This window comes from Plantactinospora sp. WMMB782 (genome assembly GCF_049179135.1).
Lineage (GTDB): Bacteria > Actinomycetota > Actinomycetes > Mycobacteriales > Micromonosporaceae > Plantactinospora.
The window spans coordinates 7,550,994-7,568,395 of the sequence record NZ_JBMHMC010000007.1 but is presented as its reverse complement, the minus strand read 5'-3'; the positions used below and the strand labels follow the sequence as shown (position 1 = coordinate 7,568,395).

The following is a 17,402-nucleotide window of genomic DNA, read 5'->3' as shown; positions in this document are numbered from 1 at the left end:
CGGGTCTCCGGCGACAATAGCCAACCCACGCGCTGGACGCTCACCATCGCCCGGCCAGCCGCCGGGTACCCGTCAGCTGGCGCGTCCGGGAGGATGCTCCGGTGAGCGACACACCCCGACTCGGTCCCGTTCCGCGCCGCATCCCCGTCGACGTCCAGCAGGTGCGTCGGTTGGTCGTCGACCAGTTCCCGCAGTGGGCCGACCTGCCGGTGCGGCCCGTCGCCAACGGTGGCTGGGACAACTTCACGTTCCACCTGGGCGCGCGGAAGTCGGTGCGCCTACCCAGCGCGGCCGAGTACGCCGAGGCGGTCGACAAGGAGCATCGCTGGCTTCCGGTGCTCGCACCCCACCTCCCGCTGCCCATCCCCGCTCCACTGGGCAGGGGCGAACCCGGTGCCGGCTACCCCTTCCCGTGGTCGATCTACGAATGGCTGCCCGGCGAACCCGCGAGCGCGGACCGGATCGCCGACCCGACCCGATTCGCGCTGGACCTCGCCGAGTTTCTGGCGGCCCTGCGGAGCGTCGACCCCGCCGACGGTCCCCGACCCGGGCAGCACAACTGGTACCGGGGCGGCACGCTGCGCACCTACGACGGTGTGGCGCGGCGCGCGCTTCCGACGCTCGCCGGCCACGTCGACGTCGACCTGGCCGGCGAGATCTGGAGGAGCGCACTGGACGCCCGCTGGGACGGCGTGCCGAACTGGTTCCACGGTGACATCGCAGCGGGCAACCTGCTGCTCGACGACGGGAAGCTGGCCGCTGTGATCGACTTCGGGACCTGCGGCGTCGGTGATCCGGCCTGTGACCTGGCCATCGCCTGGACGCTGCTGACCCCCGAGGGCCGCCAGGTGTTCCGGGACCGACTTTCCGTCGACGACGCGACCTGGGCGCGCGGGCGCGGCTGGGCGCTCTGGAAAACTCTTGTCACCTGCGCCAACACCCTGGGCGACGAGGACGACTCCGCTGCTGGCGCGCTGCGCGTCCTCGACGAGATCTTCGAGGAGTACGCGGCAGGCACCGCCACCCGACCCGGCGCTTCCAAGCTCAGCCGATGATCAACCATGGGGGACCCTCGTCACGGCTCGGCGGATTCTGGGCCTGCCTCGTCGGCGGCGCGGCCGTCATGGTGCTGCTGCTGGTCCTCGACCCGATCACGCGCTACGAAGACTGTCCCAACTACGGCGGGAACGGTAACGCGAGCTCCTTCGACAACCCGGCCTGGGATCTCCTGTTCCCGCTGGTCCTGCTCGGCTGGCTGGCGATGGTGGTCGTGGAGCAGACGTTGCCGGTGACCCGCCGTCATCGTGGCGGCGCCGATGTCGCCGTTCGGGCAGCGTCCGCGGTCACCCTGTCCGTGCTGGGCTCGTGCTGCCTGTTCCTCAACGTGGCAACCACCTGTCACTGACGCCGGTGGACGATCGTCTGCCTCAGGTCTCGGATCCGGTCGGCAGCTCCAGGTTCCGGTGGAGCCAGCTCTCGATGTCGTGCGTCGCGGCCCTTGCCATGGCGGTCGGATGGCCGGTGAAGCCGTGCGGCGAGGCGGGATAGATCCGGAGGTCGACGTCGACGCCGGCCGCCGAGAGCCGCCCGGCCATCGCCAGGTTGTCCTCGAGCAGGATGTCGTCGGTCCCGACGACGAGGAGGACCGGCGGTAGGCCCCTGAGGTCCGCGTAGATCGGCGAGAGGTCGGGGTGGGTCCGATCCTTGGCGGAGCCGGCGTAGGCCGCGATGAAGTACTCGTCGGCGATCAGGCGTCCGGCCGGTGTCTGTGCGCTGAGGTCGTAGGTCCCGAACTGCAACACGGCAGAGCGGTACGCCCCGATGCCCCGATCACGCAGCCGGAGCAGCGTGGTCATCGCCAGGGTCGCACCTGCGGAGAAGCCCCCGATGCCGAGCCTCGTCGTGCCGAACCGGTGTCCGGCGAGGTCGGCGAGCCAGAGCGCCGCCGTCGCGCAGTCGTCAGGCGCGGCGGGCCAGGGGTGTTCGGGAGCCAACCGGTAGTCCACGCTGACGACGGCGATACCGAGGGTCTCGGCGAGGTTCCGGTTGCGCACGTCGCTGCCCGCGGCCGAACCCAGGTAGAACCCCCCACCGTGAATTTCCAGGAAGACCCCGGCCGGCTCGCCGCTCGCCGGCAGGTGGATGCGCACCGGCACGCTGTGACCGTCGGCCCGGACAACCTCGACGGCTGGTGGCGGATGCGACGGGGCGGGCGCGACCGCCGGCGCCCCGGATCGCCCGCAGTTCCTCGGGGCCGCTCGGACCACGACCTGCCACCCGCCGGGCGTAGAAGGCTCGTGATTCCGCGACGAGCCCCGAGAGACGGGGATCGCTGAGATGGACCAGCCCGAACTCCATGCCGGGCCACCCTACCGGGAGCGGCGGCCAGACGAGGTCGAGGCCGTCGTCATACGCACCGGTTAGCCTGCCTGCATGGGCAGCGCCGAACTGGATGAGTTGATCGTGGCGGACGCCGAGGCACTGCGCGCGTGGCTGACGGCCAACCACGCCACCTCGCCCGGTGTCTGGCTCGCCCTGACCAAGAAGGGCGGCACAGTCACCACGCTGACCTGGCAGCAGGCGGTCGACGAGGCGCTGTGCTTCGGCTGGATCGACGGGCAGGCCCGGAAACGGGATCACGAGACCTCCTGGATCCGGTTCACTCCGCGCCGGCCCCGCAGTCCCTGGTCACAACGCAACGTCGCACACGTCGCCAGGTTGGAGGCGCAGGGGCGGATGCTGCCCCCCGGCCGTGTCGCGGTGGAAGCCGCCAAGGCGGACGGGCGGTGGTCGGCGGCCTACGCGCCGCCCTCGGAAGCCGAGGTGCCGGCCGACCTCCGTGCCGCGATCGCCGCCGATCCCGCCGCGCAGGCCATGTTCGACGTACTCACCAAGACCAACCGGTTCGCTCTCATCTACCGGGTCAATGCCGTCAAACGGGCGGAGACCCGCGAGCGGAAGATCGGCGAGTTCGTCGCCATGCTGGCCCGCCACGAGACGATCTATCCGCAGAAGGCCAAGCCCCCGACCTTGCCGTGACCGGCGTTTCCGGATCGGGCGACCTCGTGCGCGCCGCGGACCGGGCGTCACCTCCTGTGACCTTCGGCTGGCGTTATCCGAGCCGGGGTGTGGGATCCGGTTCCGCCGCCTTCCGGACGTCCGCCAGCAGCTTGGTGAGCACCGCTTCGGTCACCCAGGCGTCGCCGTTACGGTCGGTGGCAGCGAGCCAGTCACCGACGTCCCACATCGCCCGGCAGGCAGCCAGTACGGGAAAGCCGGCCACCTCGCTCCGGCTCAGCGGGCGGACCTGCTGGTAGCCGGAGAGGGCCGCTGTCCACTGTTCGCGTTCCTCCGCCGGCGATTCGGGCCCGCGATAGAGAGCGACCAGGTCGAACGCGCGTAACCCGAACCCGCAGTGGTCGAAGTCGAACGTGACGAACCGTCCGTCGCCGTCGACGTGGGTGTTGCCCCGGTGCAGGTCCGCGTGGATGATCCCGTACGCGGCGCCGCCGATCGCCCGGAGCCGCCGGATCTCGCCGGTCAGTCGCTCGCCGAGCCGGCCGAGTTCGGCGAGGTCCGCCGCGGCCCGGTCCGAGCCGGCATAGGGCGCCAGGCTGGCCAGCGGCCGTGCGACGAGGATGTGTTCGTCCAGGTGGTAGCGGTCGTGGCCGGTGCGGAAGGTGTCCATCTCCAGGTGCATCCGGGCGATGCCGGAGCCGAAGTCGCGCCATTGCCCGGTGGTCAGGGTGCCTTCGAACAGGGGCCTGCCGGGCGCGTGGGTGAACAGGGCGTAGCATCGCTCGCCCTCCGGCGCCGTCAGCCGGCCGAGCCGGTCGCCGACGGTCCGCCGGTAGGGGCGGATGACGCCCAGCCCGGCGGCGGCCAGGTGCTCGAGCAGGTCGACCTCGAAGCGGAGGTCGGATTCCGAGCGGATCCAGTACTTGGCCCGGTTGTAGACCCGCAGCACGCGGCGACCGCCCTCGACGTCGGTGACGAGGTAGGTGTCGTTGAAGCCGCGGTTCAGCAAGGTCACCCTGACGGGCGCCGCGACGGCGTACTCCCGCTCCACGAGTTGGGCGAGGTCCTCGGCGTGCAGGAGCGAGTGGGTCACGCGCATGCCGAGTGAGCCTAGAAGAGGACCGGGTGGCCCGCCAGGAAAGACGAGTACAGCGGGCCTGCGCTCCCCGGACCGAGGTCGCCCGGTGCGGGCGTCAGGGGCGGGGTGTCAGGTAGCCACGGGAGAAGGCGGTGGCCACCGCCGCCGCCCGGTCGTTGACCCCCAGTTTCGCGTACACGTGCAGCAGGTGGGTCTTGACGGTGGCCTCGCTGATGAACAGCTGCTTCGCCGCCTCGCGGTTGGTCGAGCCCTGGGCGATCAGCTCCAGCACCTCCAACTCGCGCTGGGACAGCGGCTCCGAGGCCGGCTGGCGGATCTGCCCCATCAGCCGGGTCGCGACGGCGGGGGAGAGGACCGCCTGTCCGCGCGCGGCGGCCTCGACCGCCCGGAACAGCTCCTCCCTCGGGGCGTCCTTCAACAGGTACCCGGTGGCGCCCGCCTCGATCGCGGGCAGCACGTCGCTGTCGGTGTCGTACGTGGTGAGCACCAGGATCCGGGCCGGCACCCCGCGCCGGGCGAGTTCCCTGATCGCGGTGACCCCGTCGGTCCCCGGCATCCGCAGGTCCATCAGGATCACGTCGGGTCGGAGCCGCTCCCCGGCGGCGATGGCCTCGGTGCCGTCGCCGGCCTCGCCGAGCACCTCGAAACGCGTGTCGGCACTGAACATGCCCCGCAGCCCGTCCCGGACCACCGGATGGTCGTCGACGATCAGCAGCGAGATCAATCCGCACCTCCGGCGGGGATGGCCGGCACGACCGCCGAGATCGCCGTACCGCCGCCCGGCTCCGATTCGATGTCCAGCCGGCCGGCGAGGCGCTGCACCCGTTGCCGCATGCCGACCAGCCCGAACCCTCCGTTCGTCGAGCCGTTCGCCCGCTTCGCGCCCGGCGCGAAGCCGACACCGTCGTCCCGTACGTCGAGCGTCACCAGATCCTCCATGTACGACAGGGTCAGGCCGACCCGGCTGGCCCGGGCGTGCTTCGCCACGTTCGCCAACGCCTCCTGCGCGGTACGCAGCAGCGCCACCTCGACGTCGGTGTGCATCGGCCGGGCGTCGCCGGTGGTGGTCAGCACCGTGTCGACGTCGTGCACCTCGGCCCAGCGCCGGGCCAGCTCGTTTATCGCGTCCGGCAGCCGGGCCTGTGCGAGCATCGCCGGTTCCACCGCGTGCACCGTCCGGCGGGCCTCGGTGAGGCTCTCCCGGGCCAGGTTCATCGCGTTCGTCAGGTGTCGAGCGGAGGCGGCCGGGTCGTCGGTCTGCTCGGCGGCCTGGAGTTGGGTGAGGATGCCGGCGAGTCCCTGGGCGAGCGTGTCGTGGATCTCCCGGGCCATCCGCTGCCGTTCGTCGAGCACGCCGGCCTCCCGGGCCTGGACCAGCAGTTGGGCGTGCAGGCCGGCGTTCTCCTCCAGCGCCGCCTCCAGTTTGGTGTTGACCTCGTGCAGCTCGGCGAGTGCCTGCCGCTGCTTGCGGTGGCGCTGCTCGGCCAGCTCGGCGAAGTGGAAGAACACCCCGGCCAGCAGGATGCTGATCACGCTGACGGCGATGCCCTCCCACCACCTCCCGGCGATGATGTCGGCGGCCCCGCCCAGGTAGCCGATCGCCGAGACGGTCGCCGTGGCGGCGACCCCGGCATAGCGCCAGCGACCCTTCAGGTAGATGAACGACTGTGGATAGCCGACGAAGGCGAAGAGGGCGAAGAAGGGTGCGATCGCCACCAGAGCGGCGGCCAGCACCATCAGCCCGGTGTAGTAGAGGCCCATCAGCGGGCCGCGCTCGTGCCACTCCGGGTGCAGGGTGTGGAAGTAGAGCACCCAGAGGGTTGCCGCGAGGGTCAGCCCGAGCATGCTCGGCACGTGCACCGACCTGACCCAGATCGGTTGCAGCAGCGTGAGCAGGACACTGGCGGCCAACAGCAGATAGGGGAGGACGTTGAAGAGGGCGATCTCCCTGCGCTCCCAGCGGTCGAACTCCGCCCGCAGCTCCGCCTCGATGCTCACGACCTACTCCCAGCGGAAGTACCGCGCGGCCAGCCCGCCGGCCACGATCGTCCACCCCAGCATGACAGCCAGGTGCAGCGGCTGCGGCCAGTGCCCGGCCGTGGCGTCCTGCAACGACTGCACCCCGGCGCCGAGCGGGGTGAGGTCGCTTATCGTCAGCAGCACGCCGTTCATGGAGTCGCGCGGGATCCAGAGGCCGGCGAAGAAGACGAGCGGGAAGAAGAGTACGGTGCCGATCGCGCCGGCACTCTTGCCGCTCGGCGCGAGCGCGGCGACGAGCAGGCCGATCGCGAACATCGCCAGCGCCGCCAGCACGTAGCCGAGCAGGTAGGCCGGCACCAGCCGGGGCAGCCGGACGTCGAACCCGAGCCGGCCGACGGCGAGGACGACCACCATCGTCGCCACCGACAGGATGGTGGCCATCAGCAGTTGTGCGCCGAGCATCAGCCCCGGTTTGACCGGGGTGGTGCGCATGCGGCGCAGTACCCCCTTCTCCCGGTAGCTGGCGAAGAGCTGGGAGAGGCCGTTGAGGGCGAACATGGCGAGCGCGGTCGCGACGGTGATCGGAACGTACAGGTCGATCACCCGCAGGCCGCCGAGCGACGGCTCGGGTTCGCGGAACGCCGGTACCGCACCGAAGATGACCAGCAGGATCGGCGGGAAGGCCAGCGCGAAGAACACGATCAGCGGCTCGCGGAAGAAGAGTCTGGTCTCGGTGACGGTGAGTCGGGACAGAGCGGACATCCTGGGTCTCCTCAGGCTTCGGGGTGGCGGGCGCCGGGCGTGTGGCCGGTGTGATCGCCGGGCGTGCGGCCGGGCAGGTCGCCGAGGGCGCGGACGCTGCGGCCGGTGAGCGCGACGAAGGCGTCCTCCAGCGAGGTCTGCTCGACCCGCAGGTCGGCGGCGACGACCTGTTCGTGGGCGAGCGCGGTGGTGACCGCGAGCAGCAGGTTGCCGGTACCCGTCACCACGAGTTGGCTGCCCGCCCGCTCCACCGAGGTCACCTCCGGCAACGCGGTGAGCACCGCGTGGTCCAGCGGCGCCGAGGGCCGGAACCGGATGCGCTGCCGGTCGTCGACGCTGGCGACCAGCCCGGCCGGGGAGTCGAGCGCGACCAGCCGACCCGAGTCGATCACGGCGAGCCGGTCGCAGAGCCGTTCCGCCTCCTCCATGAAGTGCGTGACAAGCAGGATCGTCACGCCCCGGTCGCGGACGTCCTCGATCAGGTCCCAGGTGTCCCGTCGGGCCTGCGGGTCCAGGCCGGTGGTGAGCTCGTCGAGTACCGCCACCGTCGGGTTGCCGAGCAGGGCGAGGGCGATCGACAGCCGTTGCTTCTGACCGCCGGACAGCCGCCGGAACTGCGTACCGATCTTGTCGCCGAGCCGCAGCACGTCGACGAGTTCCCGCCAGTCGGCGGGCTTGCGATAGAAGGAGCTGAACAGACCCAGCGCCTCGCCGACCCTGAGCTTGTCGGGCAGTTCGCTCTGCTGGAGCTGCGCGCCGAGTAGTTGTCGCAGCTCCCCGGTGTCGTGTCGCGGGTCGATGCCGCAGACCCGGATGGTGCCGCCGTCCGGGATCCGTAACCCCTCCACACACTCGACGGTGGTGGTCTTGCCGGCCCCGTTGGGGCCGAGGATGCCGAAGATCTCGCCCGGCTGCACAGTGAAGCTGACCCCGTCCACCACGGTCTGCCTGCCGTAGCGCTTGACGAGGCCGTCAACCTCGATGATTGCCATACCGGAAGCCTGCCGGCCGCGACCCGATGTCGAATCGACCACGCGGTCACCGCGGTCGCCGGCCGCGACGGGTGACCCGGTCAACCGATCGGTGGATGCCGGGTCAACCGTCGGCCGGCAGCACATCTTCCCGGACCGTCGCCACGAAACTGGCACATCTCGGCGGTAGCGGGTCGACGCTCACCTTCCGGAACTTCTCCGATACGGTACGCCCGCCCGCCCCGCTTTTCTGTCGCCCGTAAGCGACGCTGGGCAGGCGTAGCAGCTCTGAAAAGTTTCGGAAACGTGTCTTGTATTTTTCAGTTCGGTCTGCGAGTCTTTGCCCGTCCAAGACAGCTGACGTGACGCCCGACGGGTGTAGTGACGGGGTACGCCGGCCCTCGCGTCCGCTGTGGACAACCGGAAGCGGTGTCTCCGCTCGTCCGGTGGAAGCCCCGTCCGGTGCGTATTCGGGCAGAGAGGACAGGTTGATGAGGGCAAGAAAGCTACTGACGGTGTCGGTAGTCCTGGCGACTGGTCTCCTGGGAACCGCCGCGTGCGGTGCCGGCGACTCGGACGGCGCCAGCGGCGGCAACGTCACGATGAGCTTCTGGCACAACGCCACGACGGGCCCCGGCAAGGCGTTCTGGGAGAAGACCGCCGCCGACTTCCAGGCTGCCAACCCGAACGTGACGATCAAACTCCAGTCGATCCAGAACGAGGACCTGGACGGCAAGCTCCAGACCGCGCTGAACTCCGGTGACGCCCCTGACGTCTTCATGCAGCGCGGCGGCGGCAAGATGGCGGCGATGGTCAAGGCCGGCCAGCTGATGGACATCACGGACGGGATCAGCGACGCCACCCGGAAGGTGGTCTCGGAGGGCTCGTTCAAGGCGCAGACGATCGACGGCAAGGTCTACGCGATGCCGGTCGCGGTGCTGCCCGGCGGCTTCTTCTACAGCAAGGACCTGTTCGGCAAGGCCGGCATCGCCCAGCCGCCGACCACGCTCGCCGACCTCCGGAGCGCCGTCGACAAGCTGAAGGCGGCCGGCACCCAGCCGATCGCCCTCGGGGCCAAGGACGCCTGGCCGGCAGCCTTCTACTACTACTTCTTCGCGCTGCGCGAGTGCAGCACCAACACGGTCACCGAGACCGCCAAGAACATGACCTTCGACGACCCCTGCTGGCTCAAGGCCGGCCAGGACGTCCAGGCATTCGCCGCGACGCAGCCGTTCAACAACGGCTTCCTCACCACCTCGGCCCAGCAGGGCGCGGGAAGCTCGGCCGGTCTGCTCGCCAACCACAAGGCGGCGATGGAGCTGATGGGCGCCTGGAACCCGGGTGTAATCGCCTCGCTGACGCCGGACCAGAAGCCGCTGCCCGACCTGGACTGGTTCCCGTTCCCGAGCATCGAGGGCGGCGCGGGCGAGCCCGGCGCGATCCTCGGCGGCGTCGACGGCTACTCCTGCTCCGCGCAGGCGCCCAAGGCCGAGTGCACCGCCTTCCTCAACTTCATGTTGCAGACAAGCGTGCAGGAGGAGTACTACAAGGCATTCCAGGCGCCGCCGGTGAACAGCGAGGCACAGGGCGCGGTGACCGAGCCGCACCTGAAGTCCGTGCTGGCCGCCTACAACAAGGCCCCGTTCGTCTCGCAGTGGCTCGACACGGTCTACGGGCAGAACGTCGGCAACGCCCTCAACACCGCGGTGGTGAACCTGCTGGCCGGCAAGGGCAGCCCGGAGGACATCGTCACCGCGGCCAAGACCGCCGCCAAGAGGTCCTAGAGACACCCGGATCATGTTCGATACAGACCGCGAGAGCGCACAGCTCACGCAGGACCGGTCGGCGGACGTGACGCCGGTCGGGGGTGGCGCGCCCGTCGTGCCGCCCCCGACCGGGCGCCGTCCGCGCCGTAGGGGCATCGGCTGGCCCGCCCGGCTGGAGATCGCCCTGATGACGGGGCCGACGCTGATCGTCTTCCTCTCCTTCGTCATCCTGCCCGTCGCCATGGCCGCCTACTACGGCTTCTTCAGCTGGCAGGGGTACGGCCCGCCCACCGAGTTCGTCGGCCTCCGCAACTACCTGCTCATCTTCGAGGACGGCACCTTCGTCGACGCCCTGCAACACAACGCCGCGATCGTCGTGCTGTCGCTGGTGCTCCAGGGGCCGGCCGCCATCCTGCTCGCGCTGCTGCTGAACCGGAGGATGCGCGGGCAGACGCTCATCCGGGTACTCGTCTTCGTCCCCTACGTCATCTCCGAGGTGGTCGTCGGCACCGGCTGGAGCCTGATGCTGCAGAGCAGCGGCGCCGTCAACGCCCTGCTCGAGGATCTCGGACTGGGTTGGCTGCGCAACGACTGGCTCTCCGACCCGGACAAGGCGATCTGGACCCTGATGGGGATCCTCACCTGGAAGTACATCGGGTTCGCCGTGATCCTCTTCCTCGCCGGGTTGCAGGGCATCCCGGACGAGCTGACCGAGGCGGCGGCGATCGACGGGGCGTCCTACTGGCAGATCCAGCGCCGGATCACGCTGCCGCTGCTGGGGCCGACGATCCGGATCTGGGCCTTCCTCTCGATGATCGGTGCCCTGCAACTGTTCGACCTGGTCTACATCATCTGGGGCCAGTACGTCGCGTCCACGGCCGGCACGTCGACGATGGCGACGTACATGGTGGCCAACGGCCGGAACGCCGGCGAGTACGGCTACGGCAACGCGGTGGCCGTGGTCCTGTTCTTCGTCTCGCTCGTCGCGGCCCTGGTCTACCAGCGGTTCGTGCTGCGCCGTGACACCGAGGGCGCGATCACCGGAGGGAGAAGCTGATGGCCGCGACCGCCGTAGCCCGGCGCAGGCCGACCCGGACCAGCCGGAGGGCGAACTGGGGAAACCCGTCCGTCTACTTCGTCGCGCTGCTGCTCGTCGGGACGATGCTGGCGCCCGTCGTCTACATCATCGTCGGCGGCTTCCGGACGAACTCGCAGATCACCGTCGACCCGGCGGGCTGGCCGAGCCCGTGGCAGGCCGGCAACTACCTGGACGTGCTGACCGGCGGGGTGTTCTGGCAACAGGTGGTCAACTCCACGATCGTCGCCGGCTTCACCACAGCCGGCGTGGTCACCCTCGGCATGATGACAAGCTTCATCCTGGCCCGTTACCGGTTCCGGGGTCGGGGAGCGATGTACTCGCTCTTCGCCGCCGGCCTGATGTTCCCGCTCACCGTGGCGATCACCCCGCTGTACATCCTGGTCCGGACCCTCGGGCTGATGAACACGCTGCCCGGGGTGATCCTTCCGCAGATCGGGTTCGCCATCCCGATGACGATCATCATCCTGGTCCCGTTCCTGCGGGCCATCCCGAACGAGATCCAGGAGGCGGCGGCGATCGACGGATGCAGCCGACTCGGCTTCTTCTGGCGGATGGTGCTGCCGCTGGCCCTGCCGGGGGTCGTCACCGTGGCCATCCTGACCTTCATCAACAGCTGGAACAGCTACCTGCTGCCGCTGTTCATCCTCAACCGGGAGGAGACCTTCACGCTGCCCCTCGGCGTGCAGGCGTTCGCGTCGCAGTACTCGGTCGACACGGCCAAGGTGCTGGCGTTCACCTCCCTGTCGATGCTTCCGGCGTTGCTGTTCTTCAGCCTGTTCCAGCGCCGGATCGTCGGTGGCCTGACCGGTGCCGTGAAGGGCTGACACCGGACGCCCGGCTGAAGGGCTGACCGAGCCGGGTCAGCCCTTCAGGCCGGTGTGCGCCAGTCCCTCGATGAACTGGCGCTGGGCGATCACGAAGACGACCAGCACCGGGATCGCGGTCAGCGACGCCGCCGAGAGCTGCACGTTCCACATCGGACCGCCGTACGCGTCGACGAACTGGGTGAGCGCCTGCGGCAGGGTGAACTTCTCCGGCGTCGAGAGGAAGACGATCGGCTCCAGATAGAGGTTCCAGCTGTGCAGGAAGGTGAAGATCGAGACCGCGCCCAGCGCCGGCCGGGACAGCGGCAGCCCGATCCGCCAGAAGGTCGCGAACCGGCCCAGCCCGTCCAGCCGGGCCGCCTCCTCCAACTCGCCCGGCAGCGCCAGGAAGAACTGCCGCATGATGAAGGTGGCCAGCACGCTCGGTGCGCCCAGGATCGGCACCAGGATCAGCGGCCAGTGGGTGTCGACCAGGCCCGCCGCGTTGAACATCCGGAAGAGCGGGACGATCGTCACCTCGCTCGGGATCAGCAGGCCGAGCAGCACCACCAGGAAGAGGGCGTTCTGCCCCCGGAAGCGGATCCGGGCGAAGGCGTAACCGGCCAGCGAGGAGACCGCGAGGGTGCCGACGGTCACCACCAGCGCGATGTACGCCGAGTTGAGGTACTGCCGGGCGAAGGGCTGGGTGCCGAACGCGTCGCGGTAGCCGTCGAAGCTCACCGAGCCGGGCAGCAGGCCGGGCGGGAACGCGAAGATCTCCGCGACCGGCTTGACCGACGAGGTGACCATCCACCAGGTCGGGAAGACGAACGGGACGGCCAGCACGCAGAGCACGCCGTAGAGGAGCACCTTCGTGCGCGGCGAGAGCCTACTGCTCATGGAAGACCCATCTCTTGCGCATCTGCCACTGCACCACGGTCAGCGCCAGGACGACGAGGAACAGGAGTACGGAGACCGTGGCGCCGTACCCGAAGTGGTGGAACTGGAACGCCTGCTGGTAGAGGTAGTAGACGAGCACCGTGGTCGACGAGCCCGGACCGCCCTGGGTGAGTACGGCGATCTGGGCGAAGACCTGGAGCGACCCGACCACGGTGATGATCGAGGTGAGCAGGATCGTCGGGCTGATCAGCGGTACCGTGATCCGGCGGAACTGGGTCCACCGGCCGGCGCCCTCGACCCGGGCCGCCTCGTAGAGTTCGCCCGGCACACCCTGCAACGCGGCCAGGAAGAGCACCATGTTGAGGCCGACGTTCTTGACCACCTGGACGACGATCACCGAGAGCATCGCGGTGCGGTCGCCGCGCAGCCAGTTCGGGCCGTCGACGCCGACCGTGTCCAGCAGGCCGTTGACGCCGCCGTTGTCCTGCAACAGGAAGCCCCAGACGATGGTCCAGGCGACGAGCGACACCACGACGGGGGAGAAGAAGAGCACCCGGAAGAAGGCGGTGCCGCGCAGCCGCTGGTTGAGCAGCACCGCGAGGAAGAGCGCCAGACTCAGGTTGAGCGCGACGAGCCCGACCGAGAAGAGCGCGGTCGCCCGCAGTACGCCGGGCAGGTTGGGGTCGTCGGCCATCGCCCGGTAGTTGTCCGCGCCGACGAAGTCGAACGTGTCGGCGAGCACGTTCCACTCGTGCAGCGAATACCAGACCACCAGGCCGAGCGGGACCAGCACGAAGAGCACGCTGCCGGCGAGCTGCGGTGCGACGAAGAGGTAGCCGGCGAGCTGGTCGCGGCGGCGGGCCGTCCACCAGGGCCGCGCGCCGCCCGGGGCGGGCCGGCGTGAGGTCCGGCCCGCCGCGCGGTCGTCGGTCAGCAGTGCCATCTACTTGGCCAGCAGCGGGTTGATCGCGGTGCAGACGCCGGCGAGCACGGCCGGTACGTCGGCGTCCGGCTTCCAGAGCGGGTCGAGCGCCGAGCGGACCGCCTGGGACAGCTCCGCCTGCCCGGTGTGGCTGGGCTTGACCACGCCGGTGGAGATGCCGTCGATCACGACCGCCTCCAACTGCTCCGGCTTGAGCAGCGGGTTGGTCTTGGCGAGCGTCTCGGTGGTGAGCAGCGAGGTGCGCGGCGGGGGGAAGAACTGCGCCAGCTTCGCCGAGTTGGCGGGGTTGGTGAAGTAGGCGAGGAAGTCCGCCGCCGCGTCGGCGTGCCGGCCCTTCCTGAGTACGCCGAGCCCGCCCTGGCCGATCACCGCGTAGTCGCCCTTCGGGCCGGCGGGCAACGGGACCAGGTCCCAGCCGAACTTCGCGTCCTTCAGCAGCGAGGCCCGGGAGATCTGGGTGACGGTCATGCCCGCCTCGGCGGCGAAGAAGTCGGTGGTGGTACCCGGGCCGGGGAACGCCCTGTCGGTGAAGGTCGCCCGGTGCAGGAAGGTCATCGCCTCGACCATCTCCGGCCGGTCGAAGCCGCAGGTCTTCCCGTCGGCGCTCCACGCCTCGGCACCCCAGCCCGTCCACACCGTGGAGAGGTTGTCCCAGCCCTTGTAGTCGAAGTCGCGGACCACCAGCCCGGCCCTGCCGGTCTTCGCGTTGACCGACGCGGCCAGCTTCGCCGCGTTCTGCCAGTTCCACCGGTTCGCCGCGATCAGCTCGGCGGGGGTCTGCGCTCCGGCGGCCTTCACCAGGTCGGTGTTGACGAAGATGCCGAACGGCGAGGTGGAGAAGGGATAGCCGTAGAGCTTGCCGTCGGCCTGCCAGAGCTTCGTCGCGGCCGGGGCCAGCTCGTCGAAGTCGTAGCCGTCGGCCCCCTTGAGCGTGTCGTCGAGCGGCAGCAGCGCGCCGGAGGAGACGAAGTCGGGTGCCGCGTTCTCCAGTATCCAGGCCAGGTCGGGCGGGTTGCCGCCGGCGATCTGCGTGGTGAGGGTGGTCGTGTAGTTCTCGAACGGGATCGCATCGAAGGTGATCGATGTAACGTCCGGGTGCGTCTTCCGGTATTCGGCGGCGATCTCCTCGAAGAGCGCGACGTGCGCCTCGTTCGCCGACCAGGTGGTCATCCGCAGGGTGATCGGGCCGTCGTCGCCGGCGCCGCCGCTGCCGGAGCCGCAGGCGGTGAGGCCGAGCAGCGCCGCCACCGCGACCGCGGCCGTTGTCCGTGCTCTCATGGGGATTCCTCTCAGTAGCCCGAGACGTCGGGCCAGCGCAGCTCGACACCCTCGGCGGTGAGGCGGTTCTGGAAGTCGGCCAGCAGGCCGGGGGTGTCGCGTACGGCGGCCGGAGTGGTCCGGCGGGCCAGGCAGAAGTCGGCCAGCACCCCGGCCACCTCGCCGACGTTCCACTCGACGGGGTGCAGCCGGTAGGAGCCGTTGGTGACGTGCGTGGTGCCGATGTTCTTCCCGCCCGCGATCAGGTTGTCCACCCGCCGGGGGAGCAGCGCGCCCAACGGGATCTCGAACGGGCAGGACGCGACGTCGATGTAGTTGTCCCCACCGGTCGACGGATGCAGGTCGATGCGGTACATGCCGACGCCGACACTGTCCGGATAGGACACCGCGCCCTTGTCGCCCCGGACGGCCAGCGACAGGTCCTGCTCGACTACCGTGTACCGGGCGCGGATCCGGCGGGACTCCCGGACGTAGGGCGCCTGGGCCAGCCCGTCGGCGCTGCCGGTCACGTCGCCGCGCAGCCGGAGGCCGGGGAAACCGGTGCCGCCGTCCGGCCGGGGCGCCTCGGTCTGCAACCAGTAGAGCATCGAGCGGGAGAGTTCCCGGGCCGCCGCGATGCCGGCCGCCGGGTCGGCGACGTCGACGACCGGCTCCTCGAAGTAGTCGATCTGCGGCCAGTTGACCAGGCAGATGTCGCTGTCGTAGGAGCCGTCCCGGAAGTTGCGCCGGGCCGCGATCCGGCGGAACGTCCAGAGGTTGCCGTCACCCGGGTCGCGCCGCTGGTCGGCCACCACCAGGGCCGGATCGTCGTCCGGGTTGGGGGTGAACGACCGCTCGGTGATCTCCAGCGTGCGCGGGTGCGGCGCCCGGAACGACAGCAGCCGGTCGCCCCAGAACGGCGGCTGGTAGGCGCGCCAGAAGTCGTACCGCTCGGGCTTGTCGATGGTGTGGTCACCGTCGACGTGGTCGACCGCGAAGCAGACCGAGACGGCCTGCATGTTCGCCGGCTGCGCCTCGTCCGGGGCGCTCGGCTCGCCGGTCTCGGCCCGCGACTCGAACCCGGTGACGTATTCGGTGCCGGTCAGCGGGAGCAGCTCGCCGGTCTCGGTGGCGTCCACCACGTACGGCGCGGTGATCGTCACCTCCCGACCCTCGTGCCCGACGGTCACCGAGGTCACCCGGTCGCCGTCGGTCTCGGCCCGGAGCGCCCGGGCCGGCTGCAGGACGACCAGCCGACCACTTCCCCGGTACGGCGCCAGCATGCTCTCCAGCACCGCCACCGCGACGCGCGGCTCGTGGCAGAGCCGGCTCACGTGCCCGGCCCCCGGATTGAGCTGGCGGTCGGCCCGGGCCCGGTCGGTGAGCGGGTAGTAGCGGCGGTAGTAGTCCCGGATGCCGTCCCGCAGCGCCCGGTAGGAGGCGGTCACCCCGAACTGCTCGACCCAACTGTGCTCGTCCGGCGGTACGGCCTGGCTGGTGAGCTGGCCGCCGAGCCAGGCGTACTCCTCGGTGAGCACGACCCGCCGCCCGGTGCGCAGTGCGCCGAGCGCGGCGGCGACGCCACCGAGACCTCCGCCGACGACCAGCAGGTCGCACGTCAGATCCGACAAGAGTTGCCCTTTCCCTCGAACGTGGCTGGTCATCGGGGTGACGCCAGGGTGGTGCCCTCGACCTGCTCGCAGTCGAGGAGGATCTGCGGCGGGCCCTGCCGGCCGGGTGTGCCCTCGACCAGCCCGGTGAGCACCTCGACCGCCTGCCAGCCCATCTGGCGGCGGGGAATCCGGAACATCGTGAAGTCCACGTCGGCCGGTGCCGGCCGGGTCGGGTCGCCGAGCGCGGCGACGGAGAGGTCGCCCGGGATCTCCAGGCCACGCTCCCGGGCCGCGGCGGCCAGGGCGGAGCCGTCCGCGTACTCCTCCATGAGCGCGACGGTCACTCCCCGGGCGAGCAGCGAGTCGAGCAGCTCGGCCGGGGAGCGGTCCTCGACCGGCTCGTGGACGCCGGTGACCCCGGCCGCCGCGACGGCGGCCCGGAAGCCGCGCTCGCGGTCGGCGTGCGACTCCGGCGCGGCCGGCCGGTCCTGGCCGTCGAGCCCGGTCTGCGGCGCCGGACCGGCCGGATTGTCGCCCTGGCCGACGTAGGCCAGCGTGCGGTGGCCGAGCGCGACGGCCCGCGCGACGATCGCCGCGGTCGCCGCCGGGTAGTCGGCGCCGACGTAGGGGACCGGGCCGCCGGCGTCGTCGCGCCGGCCGACCGAGACGAACGGCTGGCCCTCGGCGACCAGCCGGGCCAGCTCGTCGCGGTCGAGCGAGCGGCCGAGCAGTACACAGCCGTCGGCGAGCCGCAGCCGGTTGTCCTCGTGGAAGATCCGGCGCCGGCCGGCGACGACGGGAGCGCTGGTGAAGAGCAGCAGGTCGCAGCCGAGCGACTCGGCGCCCTGCTCGATGCCGACCAGGAACGGGTGGTAGAAGTCGCCGCTGCCGGCCGGGAAGACCGGCTCGTAGCTGAAGACGCCGAGGATGCGGTTGCGCCGGGCGGCGAGTCGGCGGGCGATCGGGTCGGCGACGTAGCCGGTGCTGCGGATGGCGTCGAGCACCCGGGCCCGGGTCTCGGGCGCGATCCGGACGTCGTTGTCGGCCCGGCCGTTGAGCACCAGCGACACCGTCGCCTGGCTCACCCCGGTCATCCGGGCGATGTCCTGTTGGGTCACCCGCCTGCTGCGCGCTTCAGTCACGCTGTGTGCTCACCTGTTTCGTGCTAATGCGTATCAGTTTTCGTTGGCG

At 70.4% G+C, this 17,402-nt stretch carries 17 protein-coding genes; 6 read left to right on the top strand and 11 right to left on the bottom strand.

All coding sequences use genetic code 11. From position 1 onward, the window contains the following. The first annotated feature begins 101 nt into the window (after positions 1-101). Together ACN28A_RS35780 and ACN28A_RS35775 are read left to right on the top strand one after the other, a co-directional pair. Positions 102-1,055 (top strand): aminoglycoside phosphotransferase family protein, encoded by a 954-nt coding sequence (locus ACN28A_RS35780; protein WP_421403114.1) that lies wholly within the window; start codon positions 102-104, stop codon positions 1,053-1,055. A 68-nt stretch (positions 1,056-1,123) separates the two neighbouring features. Continuing rightward, positions 1,124-1,405, top strand: coding sequence for a hypothetical protein (locus ACN28A_RS35775; RefSeq protein WP_421403112.1), 282 nt, complete (start codon positions 1,124-1,126; stop codon positions 1,403-1,405). A gap of 22 nt (positions 1,406-1,427) precedes the next feature. Here ACN28A_RS35775 and ACN28A_RS35770 read toward each other — a convergent pair whose 3' ends face one another. Next, the gene (locus tag ACN28A_RS35770) at positions 1,428-2,156 is read right to left on the bottom strand and encodes an alpha/beta hydrolase (protein WP_421403110.1); all 729 of its coding nucleotides are present in this window, start codon (positions 2,154-2,156) and stop codon (positions 1,428-1,430) included. A 277-nt stretch (positions 2,157-2,433) separates the two neighbouring features. Here ACN28A_RS35770 and ACN28A_RS35765 point away from each other — a divergent pair, with 277 nt between their 5' ends. Continuing rightward, on the top strand, positions 2,434-3,039 hold the full coding sequence (locus ACN28A_RS35765; protein ID WP_421403108.1) for a YdeI/OmpD-associated family protein: 606 nt from the start codon (positions 2,434-2,436) through the stop codon (positions 3,037-3,039). Between the two features lie 73 nt (positions 3,040-3,112). Here ACN28A_RS35765 and ACN28A_RS35760 read toward each other — a convergent pair whose 3' ends face one another. The 5 genes from ACN28A_RS35760 to ACN28A_RS35740 all read right to left on the bottom strand — a co-directional run bounded on the left by ACN28A_RS35760 (position 3,113) and on the right by ACN28A_RS35740 (position 7,851). Then, positions 3,113-4,117 (bottom strand): phosphotransferase enzyme family protein, encoded by a 1,005-nt coding sequence (locus ACN28A_RS35760; RefSeq protein ID WP_421403106.1) that lies wholly within the window; start codon positions 4,115-4,117, stop codon positions 3,113-3,115. Between the two features lie 94 nt (positions 4,118-4,211). Next, entirely contained in the window at positions 4,212-4,841 is a 630-nt protein-coding gene (locus tag ACN28A_RS35755) for a response regulator (RefSeq protein ID WP_421403105.1), read from the bottom strand. After that, complete coding sequence (locus ACN28A_RS35750) at positions 4,838-6,115, bottom strand: sensor histidine kinase (protein WP_421403104.1); 1,278 nt, start codon at positions 6,113-6,115, stop codon at positions 4,838-4,840. Before ACN28A_RS35750 ends, ACN28A_RS35755 begins: the two co-directional genes overlap by 4 nt. Positions 6,116-6,118: 3 nt before the next feature. Beyond that, positions 6,119-6,859 (bottom strand): ABC transporter permease, encoded by a 741-nt coding sequence (locus tag ACN28A_RS35745; protein WP_421403102.1) that lies wholly within the window; start codon positions 6,857-6,859, stop codon positions 6,119-6,121. Between the two features lie 11 nt (positions 6,860-6,870). Then, positions 6,871-7,851 carry an ABC transporter ATP-binding protein gene (locus tag ACN28A_RS35740; RefSeq protein WP_421403100.1) on the bottom strand — a complete coding sequence of 327 codons (981 nt, stop codon included), beginning with the start codon at positions 7,849-7,851 and terminating at the stop codon, positions 6,871-6,873. 470 nt (positions 7,852-8,321) lie between these two features. On the opposite strand from ACN28A_RS35740, the gene ACN28A_RS35735 reads away from it, so the two are divergent. Genes ACN28A_RS35735 through ACN28A_RS35725 form a run of 3 tightly spaced genes read left to right on the top strand, consistent with a single transcriptional unit; the run spans position 8,322 to position 11,519 of the window. Then, positions 8,322-9,614, top strand: coding sequence for an ABC transporter substrate-binding protein (locus tag ACN28A_RS35735; RefSeq protein ID WP_421403098.1), 1,293 nt, complete (start codon positions 8,322-8,324; stop codon positions 9,612-9,614). Between the two features lie 13 nt (positions 9,615-9,627). Continuing rightward, a complete protein-coding gene (locus ACN28A_RS35730; RefSeq protein WP_421403096.1) occupies positions 9,628-10,653 on the top strand; it encodes a carbohydrate ABC transporter permease in 1,026 nt (341 codons plus the stop codon). Then, on the top strand, positions 10,653-11,519 hold the full coding sequence (locus ACN28A_RS35725; protein WP_421403094.1) for a carbohydrate ABC transporter permease: 867 nt from the start codon (positions 10,653-10,655) through the stop codon (positions 11,517-11,519). Before ACN28A_RS35730 ends, ACN28A_RS35725 begins: the two co-directional genes overlap by 1 nt. A gap of 36 nt (positions 11,520-11,555) precedes the next feature. Here ACN28A_RS35725 and ACN28A_RS35720 read toward each other — a convergent pair whose 3' ends face one another. Genes ACN28A_RS35720 through ACN28A_RS35700 form a run of 5 tightly spaced genes read right to left on the bottom strand, consistent with a single transcriptional unit; the run spans position 11,556 to position 17,353 of the window. Next, positions 11,556-12,398 carry a carbohydrate ABC transporter permease gene (locus ACN28A_RS35720; RefSeq protein ID WP_421403092.1) on the bottom strand — a complete coding sequence of 281 codons (843 nt, stop codon included), beginning with the start codon at positions 12,396-12,398 and terminating at the stop codon, positions 11,556-11,558. Continuing rightward, complete coding sequence (locus ACN28A_RS35715) at positions 12,388-13,341, bottom strand: carbohydrate ABC transporter permease (protein WP_421403090.1); 954 nt, start codon at positions 13,339-13,341, stop codon at positions 12,388-12,390. The genes ACN28A_RS35720 and ACN28A_RS35715 overlap by 11 nt, the downstream gene beginning before the upstream one ends. Then, positions 13,342-14,619: an ABC transporter substrate-binding protein gene (locus ACN28A_RS35710; protein ID WP_421403088.1), complete on the bottom strand. Its 1,278-nt coding sequence runs from the start codon at positions 14,617-14,619 to the stop codon at positions 13,342-13,344. A gap of 11 nt (positions 14,620-14,630) precedes the next feature. Continuing rightward, a complete protein-coding gene (locus ACN28A_RS35705; RefSeq protein WP_421403086.1) occupies positions 14,631-16,229 on the bottom strand; it encodes an FAD-dependent oxidoreductase in 1,599 nt (532 codons plus the stop codon). A gap of 29 nt (positions 16,230-16,258) precedes the next feature. After that, positions 16,259-17,353 (bottom strand): LacI family DNA-binding transcriptional regulator, encoded by a 1,095-nt coding sequence (locus ACN28A_RS35700; protein WP_421403084.1) that lies wholly within the window; start codon positions 17,351-17,353, stop codon positions 16,259-16,261. Between the last annotated feature and the right edge of the window lie 49 nt (positions 17,354-17,402).